The sequence below is a fragment of the Halobacillus amylolyticus genome (assembly GCF_022921115.1).
Lineage (GTDB): Bacteria > Bacillota > Bacilli > Bacillales > Halobacillaceae > Halobacillus_A > Halobacillus_A amylolyticus.
On the sequence record NZ_CP095075.1, the window covers coordinates 1,069,777 to 1,082,236 of the forward strand.

General features: G+C 40.8%; 11 protein-coding genes and 1 pseudogene. 2 read left to right on the plus strand and 10 right to left on the minus strand.

The genetic code is table 11. From position 1 onward, the window contains the following. Nucleotides 1-219 precede the first annotated feature (219 nt). From MUO15_RS05665 to MUO15_RS05680, 4 genes are all read right to left on the minus strand, one after another. Complete coding sequence (locus tag MUO15_RS05665; protein WP_245034223.1) at nucleotides 220-2,052, minus strand: ABC transporter ATP-binding protein; 1,833 nt, start codon at nucleotides 2,050-2,052, stop codon at nucleotides 220-222. Nucleotides 2,053-2,079: 27 nt separating this feature from the next. Next, nucleotides 2,080-3,837, minus strand: a complete 1,758-nt coding sequence (locus MUO15_RS05670) for an ABC transporter ATP-binding protein (RefSeq protein ID WP_245034225.1) — start codon at nucleotides 3,835-3,837, stop codon at nucleotides 2,080-2,082. Between the two features lie 335 nt (nucleotides 3,838-4,172). Beyond that, the gene (locus MUO15_RS05675) at nucleotides 4,173-4,625 is read right to left on the minus strand and encodes a TlpA family protein disulfide reductase (RefSeq protein WP_245034227.1); all 453 of its coding nucleotides are present in this window, start codon (nucleotides 4,623-4,625) and stop codon (nucleotides 4,173-4,175) included. Nucleotides 4,626-4,871: 246 nt separating this feature from the next. Then, complete coding sequence (locus tag MUO15_RS05680; RefSeq protein WP_245034229.1) at nucleotides 4,872-5,414, minus strand: peroxiredoxin; 543 nt, start codon at nucleotides 5,412-5,414, stop codon at nucleotides 4,872-4,874. A 323-nt stretch (nucleotides 5,415-5,737) separates the two neighbouring features. Between MUO15_RS05680 and MUO15_RS05685 the strand changes: the two genes are divergently transcribed. Continuing rightward, nucleotides 5,738-6,583 carry a mechanosensitive ion channel family protein gene (locus MUO15_RS05685; protein ID WP_245034231.1) on the plus strand — a complete coding sequence of 282 codons (846 nt, stop codon included), beginning with the start codon at nucleotides 5,738-5,740 and terminating at the stop codon, nucleotides 6,581-6,583. Between the two features lie 77 nt (nucleotides 6,584-6,660). Here MUO15_RS05685 and MUO15_RS05690 read toward each other — a convergent pair whose 3' ends face one another. From MUO15_RS05690 to cbpB, 5 genes are all read right to left on the minus strand, one after another. Then, a complete protein-coding gene (locus tag MUO15_RS05690) occupies nucleotides 6,661-6,903 on the minus strand; it encodes a YkuS family protein (RefSeq protein ID WP_245034233.1) in 243 nt (80 codons plus the stop codon). Between the two features lie 68 nt (nucleotides 6,904-6,971). Further along, a complete protein-coding gene (locus tag MUO15_RS05695) occupies nucleotides 6,972-8,087 on the minus strand; it encodes an N-acetyldiaminopimelate deacetylase (RefSeq protein ID WP_245035866.1) in 1,116 nt (371 codons plus the stop codon). 62 nt (nucleotides 8,088-8,149) lie between these two features. Then, the gene (gene dapD, locus MUO15_RS05700; protein WP_245034235.1) at nucleotides 8,150-8,869 is read right to left on the minus strand and encodes a 2,3,4,5-tetrahydropyridine-2,6-dicarboxylate N-acetyltransferase; all 720 of its coding nucleotides are present in this window, start codon (nucleotides 8,867-8,869) and stop codon (nucleotides 8,150-8,152) included. Nucleotides 8,870-8,943: 74 nt separating this feature from the next. Next, on the minus strand, nucleotides 8,944-10,374 hold the full coding sequence (locus MUO15_RS05705) for an MDR family MFS transporter (RefSeq protein ID WP_245034237.1): 1,431 nt from the start codon (nucleotides 10,372-10,374) through the stop codon (nucleotides 8,944-8,946). A gap of 138 nt (nucleotides 10,375-10,512) precedes the next feature. Then, a complete protein-coding gene (cbpB, locus tag MUO15_RS05710; RefSeq protein ID WP_245035868.1) occupies nucleotides 10,513-10,962 on the minus strand; it encodes a cyclic-di-AMP-binding protein CbpB in 450 nt (149 codons plus the stop codon). A gap of 256 nt (nucleotides 10,963-11,218) precedes the next feature. On the opposite strand from cbpB, the gene trhA reads away from it, so the two are divergent. Continuing rightward, a complete protein-coding gene (gene trhA, locus MUO15_RS05715) occupies nucleotides 11,219-11,854 on the plus strand; it encodes a PAQR family membrane homeostasis protein TrhA (RefSeq protein WP_245034239.1) in 636 nt (211 codons plus the stop codon). Nucleotides 11,855-12,326: 472 nt separating this feature from the next. Here the strand turns inward: trhA and MUO15_RS22100 are convergent. After that, a pseudogene (locus tag MUO15_RS22100) lies at nucleotides 12,327-12,401 on the minus strand (2,4-dienoyl-CoA reductase); the annotation flags it as partial. Between the last annotated feature and the right edge of the window lie 59 nt (nucleotides 12,402-12,460).

A 12,460-nucleotide genomic window follows, 5' to 3' on the forward strand; every position in this document is an offset into this window, starting at 1 on the left:
TTACCCTATAGTTGATGAAAAAATCCTTAATTGTATCAAAAATCCAATTTATTCTTCGGAATCTTAATAAATAAAGGCTCTTTTAGTAAAGATTGTTGCCTTTATGTATAGGAAGACCTCAGAGGGAAAAATCACCATAAATGAGCAACAAATTTTCGAAAACAGCCTAGAGAAAAGAGAAAAATGCCCTCGCTCAAAATAGAGAACGAGGACATTTTTTTAAATAGCATCAAGCATTTGAAATTGCGCTTTAATTAATTCGAAATATTCGCCTTCTTGATCCATCAACTGGTCGTGGGAGCCGTGCTCGAGGATCTTGCCATGTTCGAGTACATAAATGCTGTCAGCTTCCCTGATCGTTGACAGTCTGTGTGCAATGATAATAGCTGTTCTGCCTTTCAACAGTCTTCTCAGCGCCTGCTGAATTTTCATTTCGGTTTCTGTATCAATACTTGCTGTTGCTTCATCTAAAATTAAGATTCTTGGGTCAGCAAGTAACGCTCTCGCGAAGGATAGAAGCTGCCGCTCGCCGGCGGATAAAATACTCCCCCTCTCTTCTACCTCGGTTTCATAACCACTATTTAAACGACTAATAAAATCATCTGCTCCAACCACCTTAGCCGCTTCAATCACTTCTTCATCAGAAGCTGTCGGCCGGCCGAAACGGACATTTTCCATAATCGTACCGGAGAAAATAAATGTATCTTGTAAAACGACACTAATTTGCTGCCTGACACTATCAATCGTAGCATCCTGAAGATCTGTCCCATCAATCTTAACTGCCCCTTTTGTCGGGTCATAAAAACGACTGATTAAGTTAGCAATCGTTGATTTACCAGAACCTGTGTGACCGACTAATGCGACAGTTTCCCCTTGTTTCATTTCAAGTGATATATTATGCAAAGCGATCCGCTTCTCATCATAGGCAAATTGTACTTGATCAAATTCTATGTGCCCCTTCATATCTGAAAGGTCCTGAGCATTTACTTTCTCTTGAACGTTTGGTTGTTCGTCAAGAAACTCAAAGATTCGCTCAGAGGCGGCCATCGCCATGAGAAGCTGGTTATACACTTGACCAAGTCTTGAAATCGGCTCCCAGAACATGCCGAGGAAAAAGGCAAACGACACAAAGGTTCCGATTTCAATGTCACCTTGTAAAATAAGAAACGCACCATATGAGATCAAGATTACGGTTCCGACCGCGTTACTCATTTCAACAAACGGACGAAACATCGCACTTTTCCTCGTGGCGGTATTCCATGATTGGAAATTATCCGTGTTTATTCCATTAAAGTATTCGGCATTCTCCGTTTCCTGTGAAAAAGACTGTGTAATACGCACTCCCTGAAGACTCTCATTTAAATGAGAGTTCAATCTTGATTGTTGAATTCGGACATCCTGCCAAGAGCGGCGTATGTTCCTGCGCAGTTTCGTAGAAATATAGAACATGAGCGGCATAATTACCAAGATAGCAAGAGCCAGCTTAGGACTTAATGCGAATAAAATAACCACAATCCCTGTCAACATGACAATATCCATTAACAGATTGATAATTCCATTCGTAAAGAGCTCCTGCAATGAATTAATATCATTCATAATTCGAACTAAGATCGATCCCGCTGACCTTGAATCAAAGAATTTATGTGAAAGTCTTTGCACATGAGAAAACAAGTGTTGACGCAAATCGTATATGACATTTTGACCTAGTATATTGACATACTTGATACGCAAAGCGTTACCTATATAACTTAATACATACAGGATAGCAATACCCACTACGAGCTGAATGAGTAGATTCGTATTATTTTCAGCTATCGCGATATCAATCGCGACTTTACCAATCAGAATAGGTACTACGAGTCGGACGATTGTTGATACGAGCATAGCGATTATAGATATGGGCAAAAGGCGTCTCGTATATGGTTTTACATATTTGAGCAAACGAACCATTTGGGCCCAATTAAACGGCTTTTCAATAGCTTGATCCTGCGTGTATTTAAACCGGTTCAAATGTTTATTCGTCTCAGGTCTGTGCTTAGGTTTACGAGCCATCTGTTCTCCCCCTTTCGAATATTTTATTCAGGATATTTTTGAGGAATTTAATATTTTTTCCTTATCCTGATATTGAATATCATAGATACGTTGGTACGGTCCGCCATTTTTTAAAAGATCATCATGGACTCCGCGTTCTTTAACCGCCCCATCTTCAAGCACAAGAATTTCATCTGCATGTTTAAGAGAAGAAATCCGGTGAGCGATAATAAATGTTGTTCGACCTGTCATCACTTCACGCAACGCTTTTTGTATCTTAAATTCAGTTTCCATATCTACCGCTGATGTTGCGTCGTCGAGAACAAGAATAGCTGGGTCAATCAGAATCGCTCGAGCTATGGCAATCCGTTGCTTCTGGCCGCCGGACAAGCCCATTCCACGCTCTCCTAGTAAAGTGTCATATCCCTCAGGCATATCCATAATGAAGTCATGAGCCTGCGCTCTTTTTGCAGCAGATACGACATCTTCTATTGTTGCGTCAGGATTTCCATACGAGATATTTTCTTTAATGGAAGTCGAGAATAAAAAGGATTCTTGCAGCACAAAGCCAATATTTTTACGTAACGTTTTCAATCCGTAATCGGCCACAGGTTTCCCATCAATAAGGACTTGGCCCTTCTCAGGCTCATAGAAACGAGTAATCAACTGGGTAATACTCGTTTTTCCAGAGCCCGTTGCACCAATGAGGCCGATCGTTTTACCTGGTGGAGCATCAAAGCTGATGTTTTTCAAAGCTGAATCGTCATCCTTTATATACGTAAGCGTTACGCCATCAAAGGTTACATGCCCCGCAAGTCGATCTAGAACAATCGGGTTTTCTTTTTCACTAATATCTTCATTTGCTTCTAAAATTTCAAGCAAACGTTCCCCAGAAGCTTTTGATTGAGAAAATAAATTAATGACAAAGCCAAAGTTCATTAGAGGACCTAAGATGTACCACACAAGGCTGAAGAAGGCAACCAGCTCCCCTAATTGTAGGGAACCACTAATGACAAGAGAACCCCCGTAAGCGAGTAAGGCAACGACACTCACATTCCCGATAAACTCCATTAAAGGGAAATATCGTGACCAGATATTCGACGTATTAATGTATGTCTTCTTGTAATCCTCACTACGATTTAAGAAGCGGCCCACCTCGAAATCCTCTCTCGAAAGTGATTTCACCGTGTTCATTCCACTTATATTTTCCTGAACACGCGTGTTTAGCTTACCAAATGACTTTCTGATTTTGCGAAAAGCTGGATGAACTTGTTTATCGAATCGATAAACGACTATGGCTAAGAAAGGCATCGCTGCCATCGTAACGAGAGCTAATGGAACAGAATAATAAAACATAACACTGAGACTAATTACGATCAATAAAACAATTCGAATAAGTTCAGAAAAACCGACAGATAAAAAAAAGCGAAACCCTTCTACATCGGCTGTCAGTCGTGACATGATGTCACCCGTCTTCGCGTTGTCGTAATACTTAAACGGCAGCCTTTGTAACTTTTTATAAAGGGCATCTCTCAGTGTGTACACGGATCTGATTCCGAAGTAATCGCCAAGGTACTGGTGAAAATATGTAGCCGCTCCCTTGACTACCATAAGCAGAACAAAGGCAGTTCCAATATAAGGAATCAAATTGTACCTTTCACCTCTTACTACCTCATCGATCGTAATTTGAAGCACAATAGGATAAATAACGGTAATTCCTGTCACAAAAAGCAGGGCAAATAGTGACCATAAAAAGAAAGACTTGAATGGCCAATAAAATTGCTTCAGTTTTTTAAACGTCTCCATGGTGTCTCCCTCCCTTTATTTTTCACGTAATTAATAATATATCGGGAAACGAAATAAATTTCCACCTATTTGGCTAACTTTTTCAAAATTTCCTATTTTTTAGATAAGTACATGTCACTTGAAAACTCAAGTGAGTTGACCTTTTACGAAAAACCTTAATGGATATTGTTCGACTAAGAATGTCCTATACCAACTCTGAAGCTCGGCACAAATCTTTCCAAGGGGATTCCTAGACTACTTACTTATGCGCCTTCTTACAGCTGGTGTGACTTGGACAATTAGCGATAAAAAAAGCAACCCCCCTATTTTACTAAGGGAGTTGCTCTCTATGACTGTTATTTTTGGTTAACACCCAGCACGCGGTTCACACGTTTGCGAAGCATTTTCATGCCGCCTCCGCCTGCTTGGAAGTGCCGCAGATTGCCTTCTTCATCAAATACGTAATAAGCTGGTACATATTGGTTTTCAAACGCATCTGTTAGGGCATGCTGGTTATCTACATAAATAGGCTGTGTGATGCCGTGCTCCTCAGCCACCTCTTTAATTTGTTCAAGATCTAAATCTTTCTCTGAACGTGGCATGTGAACAGCAACGACATTTAAATCATCACTATATTCATCCCTAAACTCGTTCACATTTGGCATGGCTTCTTTACATAAACCGCAGCTCACAGACCAAAAGTGAATAAGTGTGGGTTTATCGCCAGTTAAGTTTTCTTTCGTTAAAGCATCACTGTTTAACCATTGTGTAGCTTCAGGAAGCTCTGGCATCGGTGTTCTTAAACGCATTCATGACTCCTCCTTGATAACGATCTCACATTTTTAGTGTGTTTTCAAAAAGTTGCCAAATTAGAAGCAAGAAGATCGAGGCGGCGTAGTTTTGAGCAACGGAACGTATGCTTAATGATACGTGAGTAGCGGAAAAACAAGCCAACGAAGAGATTCGCCTCTTATCATTTGGTGACTTTTTGAACAACCTCTTTTAAAGAAAAAGGTCTAACACTACGGTTAGACCTTCATTGTTCCATTTACAACTTAAAGTGTTTCTTGACCTGGCTTCCAGTTTGCCGGGCAAAGTCCACCAGTTTGTAGTGCTTGCAGGACGCGAAGTGTTTCTTCTACGTCACGGCCGATATTATTATGGTTAACTACTTGATACTGAAGTTCACCTTCAGGGCTGATGATGAATAGACCGCGCAGGGCAACACCTTCTTCTTCTATTAAAACACCGTAGTCTTTAGCAACTTGGTGATTTGTATCAGCAGCTAGTGAATATTCAAGATCACCTAGACCATTCTCATCACGAGAAGTATTGATCCATGCCAAGTGTGTGTGGATCGTATCTGTAGAAACACCCACTACCTCTGCATCAAGATCTTCGAATTCGTCAAAACGATCTGATAGAGAAGTGATTTCAGTTGGGCATACGAAGGTAAAGTCCATTGGATAGAAGAAAAGGACTGTCCATTTATCGTTCTTCATATTTTCTTCAAGTGAAACTTTACCAAATTCTTTGTTTGGAAGCACTGCATCCATTTCGAAGCGAGGTGCTTGTTTTGCTACCATGCGTTCTGCCATTTAAAAATCCCTCCAAATATTTTATACATCGGTTCGTTATGCTTCATACTTTTGAGCACACATTATAGTATAACTAGTTAGTCTATTAGAGTCAATCTAAACTAATAATGAGTGTAAACTAGTTTAATTCTCTTAAAAATGCACATGTACTAATAATATGTACTATACCGATTCTCATTAAACATGATTTGTTGAGGGAAGTAAACTAATATGCTTGTCATCACTTCGACAATATTCTTCAAAATAACATTTAATCATTGAAAAGACTTAGTATTTTCGGCTATTATAATGGGGAACATGTATGAAAGGAAAGGAGTCAATTTATGAATTTGTTCGAAGAGGGATTTGAATTCAACCCTTCTGTGGTTGTCGAATGGCTAATCACAGGCGGATTGAAAATACTTATTATTTTAATCGCATTTGCGATCCTGAGTCCACTTGGGAAAAAAGCAATTAGTGTTGCCATTAACCGAATGGGTAAACAACGCAAGCTATCTGAACCACGCACGAAAACTTTGGAGAAAATTTCCGTCAATTTATTTGGCTACGTATTACTGTTTGTTTTAATCGTTATGTTATTAAGCGCCATCAACATTAATATTGGACCGCTTCTCGCTGGAGCGGGTATTGTAGGCCTTGCAATTGGATTTGGGGCTCAAGGGCTAGTCTCAGATATCGTCACAGGTTTTTTCATTTTACTTGAGCGTCAAATTGAAGTGGATGATTATGTGACCGCTGGAGGTTATGACGGTATTGTTGAAGAAGTAGGTATTCGCACGACTAAACTTAGAGGCTTTGATGGCACACTTCACTATATACCAAACCGTAATATCGCTGGAGTAAGTAACCATTCACGAGGAAACATGCGCGCACTCGTTGATATTGGTATCGGTTATGAAGACAACATTGATGAAGCCCTCGAAGTTCTTACAAAAGTAGCTGAGGATTTCGCTGAAGACCCACGCTTTAAAGAAGGGCCAAGCGTTCTTGGTGTACAAAGCATTGGAGCTTCTGATATTGTCATCCGAATTCTCGGTAAGACGGCAAACATGGAACAGTGGGGTGTCGAGCGTGATATGAGAAAAGCAATTAAGGAAGCACTAGATACAGCAGGCATCGACATACCATATCCTCATCAAGTAAACGTTGATAAACAAAAAGCAAATTAAAGAAAATCCCGGACTGTTTAGCAGTCCGGGATTTTCTTATACTAAGGAAACACAATAATAAGCTTCTCAGTCGATAATCAAGAAAAACAATTATCGACTTCCTGGCAAACCTCATCTGCGGTCCTTCCGTGAGCGTTGATAACCACTCCGTTTGTAACTGCGTCCTGCATCCCCATTACATCACGGTCCTGTCCAGAAATGACACAACAGTCACAACCTTGTGCATCCTGATTGTTTTGCAATGTGACAAGGTCATATCCTTTTTGTTGAAGTGCTGAACGAATATCGCTCAAATTTTCCTCAATCGCTACTTTTTTCACGTGAAGTCCTCCTCGTTTAAGATTCACGTGGTTATTATTGCCAGAAAAGCCTCAAGTATGCATATGAATTAGAGTTCCCGCAGACCTTTCACAACAAGTTTGGCCCCGATAGATAGGGCTTCTTCCTTTGGCGATAAACGTGAAGTATGAAGCCCCGATTGTGAGTCTACACCAAGCCAAAACATAAATCCGGGAATTTCTTTTAGCATATAGCCAAAATCTTCTCCCGTCATCGCTGCAGATGCTTCTTGATAGGTAACATTTAAGCCCTTAGTCAGATTAGCAAATTTCTGTACGTAGTCAGCATGATTGTTTACTTGATAGTAGTTTGAACCATAATCAATCGATGCGCTGCAATCATGCGCCAGCTCAATGCCTTGGACAATTTTCTCTATTTCTGCTTTCACTCGATCCATGGCTTCTGGTGACATCGTTCGAATCGTCCCCTCGAGCCTTGCTTGTTCAGCCACAATATTTTGCACAGTGCCGCCGGCAATTTTTCCAACGGTAATCACAGCACTATCGAGCGGATCTACTCTTCTTGCAACAATTTGTTGAAGTTGGGTCACGAGGAAACTTGCCGCAACGACCATATCTTTCGTTAGGTGCGGATAGGCAGCATGGCCACCTTTTCCCGTTAGATCAATAAATAATTCGCTTGTATTCGCAAAAAGCAAGCCCGCCCTTGATGAGACAACACCGACAGGAAGCTCCGGAGCAATATGAAGGGCAAAAATACAATCTGGTTTAAAACGGTACATAGCTTCAGAGCGAAGCATCGGCTCCGCACCGCCCGGCCCTTCTTCAGCTGGTTGAAAAATAAATACTACGTGATTGCTTGCAGGCTCATTAGCTAAGGATTCTAAGGCAGCAAGGGCTATCGTCATATGGAAATCATGTCCGCATGCATGCATTTGACCCTCATGAGTAGAAGCGTACTCATAGCCTGTTGCTTCGGTTAAAGGGAGTCCATCGATATCTGCCCGATACCCTATCGTTTTCTTCGGCGCTCTACCTTCCACCTTTACAAATATACCAGTCTTCCACGTTTCCACAGTTAAATGATCCTGTGGCAATTCTTTTATAAATTCTAATAAATAGCTATGAGTTTTATACTCCTCAAATCCAAGCTCCGGAATTCGGTGCAGGTCTCTGCGTATGTGAATCAGTTCTTTTTCTTCCAACATAATTTCTTCCTCCTATTGATAAGAAAGACCTTGCTCGATAAGCAAGGTCTTAAGAAAAATTAATTATCTAGTTTTCTGAGTTCTTTCTTAATCTCTGTCTTAGATTTTGTTTGATCATCGATTTTCTTAATAACTTTAGCTGGAGTTCCTGCCACAACCGTATTCGGTGGCACGTCTTCTGTCACGATTGCACCTGCAGCAACAACAGAACCTTTTCCGACTGTTACCCCTTCAAGCACAACTGCATTTGCCCCAATGACTACTTCGTCCTCAATAACTACAGGCTTTGCAGAAGGCGGTTCAATCACACCAGCCAGTACAGCCCCAGCACCGATGTGGCAATCCTTTCCTACTGTAGCTCGTCCACCTAGTACAACGTTCATATCGATCATCGTGCCTTCCCCAACAACAGAACCAATGTTGATGGATGCACCAATCATAATAATAGCGCCATCACCGATTTCTACCTGGTCGCGGATAACTGCACCGGGCTCAATGCGGGCGTTAACCTTTTTCGTGTCGAGCAACGGAATCGCTGAATTTCGGCGATCACTTTCAAGCACATAATCTTCAATTTGTGAGTTGTACTTTTCAAGGAGAGGTTCAATTACCTTCCATTCACCGAAAAGAACGCCCAACTCTCCCATAATAAAATCCTTTACATCCTGACCAAAGTCAATGCTGGAAAGGTCCTTACCTTTTACATATACTTTAACAGGTGTAGATTTTTCACTATTTGAAATAAATGAGATAATCTCATTTGCATCCATTTGTTTCATATGTATCCTCCTTAAAACGTAGTTGCATATCTCACTCTTTACTTTATCAAAGCACTTTACCCGTGACAAGAATTTTACGTTTGTTTTCCTTTAGGTAACCGTAAAATAAGGAAAAAGCTTATGATTGCAAGTATCAGCAATCCGGTATAAACAAGCTGCAGACCTGATGTCAGTCCATCCTTTAGCACATGAAGAGCCTGCTCCCCCAACTGTTCTCTTCCTTCTTCATTCAATAGTAAATTGGTCGAATCAACGGAAAACTTATGATCTAAATTAGATTCAGAAAGGGCTGTTTGTATTCTATTGTTCAGCAACCCGCCTAAGAGGGCAGCTCCCACTGCGCTTCCTAGTGTCCTCATAAACATATTGGTAGCTGTGGCTATTCCACGCATCTCCCAGTTCACAGCATTTTGAATCGATACAATAAACGATGTGGTTGAAAGCCCCATGCCAATACCGATGAATAACGATCCTGTTGCAGCAAAGACAGGACCGCGTTCGGGTGATAACAGTGAGAAAATCCCGCCACCCATAATTAATGATAAGCCACCGAGAATGGAAGTCGTTCTAAATCCGATTGTCAATATGAGTCTTCCCGCTAGTGTGGAAGCGATCGGCCAGCCTATCGACATCGTCGTTAAAGTAAAACCAGCAACTGTTGCTGACCTTTCCATCACCCCTTGAACAAAGGTCGGTAAATAACTCGATACCCCCATTAAGATCATACCTGAAGTTAAAGAAGTTAAGTTCGCATATTTAATCGAACGTATCCGCCATATTTTAAAAGGCATCATCGGGGAGGCAGCGCCCCGTTCATGCATCAAAAAGGTGACAAAACTGAACATAGTTAAGCTGATCAGTATGCCCATTTCCCACGATATCCAGGATACACCGACACCGCCTTCAACTAAAATAAACATAAATAAACTTACAGCAATCGTGACTAACAGAGACCCTTTTAAATCAACCGCTTGTTTTTCATTAGAACTCTCTTCTTTAAAAAATAGAACAATTCCTATAATCGCGAGTAGTCCCAGAGGAATATTCATCCAGAATACATAAGGCCAACTTAATACATCAACAAAAAAACCACCTAATAGCGGACCTGATACAGCTGAGATCCCCCAAACACTCGACAAATAGCCTTGAATTTTAGCACGTTCTTCTTTAGTATAAATATCCCCAACAATGGTCGTTGCAATCGGCATCAGTGCCCCAGCACCAATTCCCTGAATTAATCGTGCTGCAATTAAAAATAACATCGTTTGCGACAAAGCAGCCATGGTGGACCCGACTAGAAATAAACTGATGCCAATTAAAAAGATTGGCTTTCGACCAACAATATCAGCCAGCCTGCCAAACAACAGAACCGTAGCGGCGTTGGTTAATAAATAAGCGGAGAACACCCAGCTATAAAGACTAAATCCACCTAAATCAGCTACAATGCTGGGCATTGCGGTGGAAACGATCGTTGCTTCGATAGCCGCCAGAAACATGGCAAGCATAATTGATGCTAATACAAGCCCACGTTTTTGCCTTTTATAAAGTTTCTGAACCGACTCGATAAGCTATCACCCTTTTTGCAAAGAGAAGACGCCTTCAAGAGGCGCCACCTTTCATTCACTATATTTCTGTCGTTTCGTTTATACTCGCTTCAATGTTTCATGATAGTGTTTGCTAAACTGTTTTAAAATAGTTCTTCTCGTTACAATCCCATCAAATTCATCGTCGTCGTTAGTCACGCAAACAAATGGATGATCGATGAGTTTGTGTAACGCATCAATCATTGTATGGGTTTGCTTCAGGCAAGGAACATCCGTGTCGACAACTTCACCTACTGACATATCATTTAATCGATTCAATTCAAATTGTTCCATCCCAAGAGTCTCTTCAAGAATGATTGTTTTGCTAATAACCCCCTGAAATTTATACATTGGGTCTACGACGGGTACGGCAGAGTAACCGCTTTTGACTAATACCAGTAAAGCGTGGTCTAAAGGATTTCCAATTTGTACATGGGCTACTTTTTCTGCTGGGATCATTAGTTCTTCAACCAGCGGGATTTCAAGTTTTTTACTTTGTACACTTACCATCATCAACACTCCTCTCTAACATACAATTGAAGGAGCAAAAAAGAAACGCTGACACGCATTTAATGTTAGTTTAACATAGATTCACACCGCAAACGAATCGCAATTTTCGACATTCACCAACCATAGATGATGACTCGTTTCAGCCTATAATACACCTAATTGATCTAAGCATAACCCGATAACATGATTTCCTTTATAAAATGGATTGAAAGACTTATACTAAGAGAAATGACCATAGATAGGACTGAATAAATTTATGGACACACACACTTTTTCAAAACGTGAAGAAATTGCTAATGCTGTTACTCATGGGATTGGTGCGATACTAAGTGTTGCTATGCTCGTTTTATTAATTGTATTTGCAAGCTTAGGTGGGAATGCGTGGGAGATTGTTTCGGTGACCATTTATGGGGTTACGATGCTAACTTTATATGTCTCCTCAACACTTGTCCATAGTTTCCCACCGGGTAAATTTAAAGATCTTTTCGAAATCTTTGACCACTCAGCTATTTACTTATTTATAGCAGGAACTTATACGCCTCTTCTGCTAGTCCCATTACGAGGTACCCTTGGATGGACGTTGTTCGGAATTGTCTGGGGAACCGCGATTTTGGGGATTATTTTTAAAATCTTCTTCGTAAAGCGATTTGTTGTGTTATCCACTGTTTTTTACGTTCTCATGGGGTGGTTGATCGTTCTTGCCTGGGAACCCTTAACAATGGAAATGCAAACGGCAGGCATCCTCTTTTTAGTTTTCGGTGGAATTTTGTATTCTGTAGGTGCGATATTTTATGTTTGGAGAGGCTTTACTTATCACCATATGGTTTGGCATTTACTTGTTCTCAGCGGATCGATCCTTCATTTCTTCACCGTGTTTTTCTATATTATCTAAGGAAACCTGATAGACACGACAATGGGGTACCGTCCTGGGCACTTGTGTTTGCCCCATCTATAATCGAAACAAACTATAATACTGATTTAAGTAAACTCACTATATACTGGAATACTAAGTGCAGGAATAATGGGAATGTGGTTATCGAATTAAAAGTCGTTATCTGGAATAAAGGTTAAGAACGGTGACAGGGGTCAGTGGAACGACTCACCATCATTGATAGGAACGAAACCGTAACTAGTAGGGGACGTACATGTTATAAGCCGTCACTACTATAAGTCGTGCGTATAACAGCTAAGAACGTTTAGCTAAACGTTAAGGATGTACACGTGAAAATGCACACCAATGATTGCGGAAATGGAAGACTTATAACAAGGGTGTCCAGGAGTCACTTATCACGATCTTTCACGAACATCCATTTCTATTAAAAGTACGTTCTCCTCTTTATCACTAGCGATCTGCTCTCTTACCTGCGCTCAATATTCCTGCCGGTGATCGCTGCACTTGCTCCTTCTTCAATAAACCTCTTGGCCATGTGCAGCCCCATACCACTTGAACCACCTGTGACAATTATGACTTCATCCTCCTATCCTCATACTTAAACAT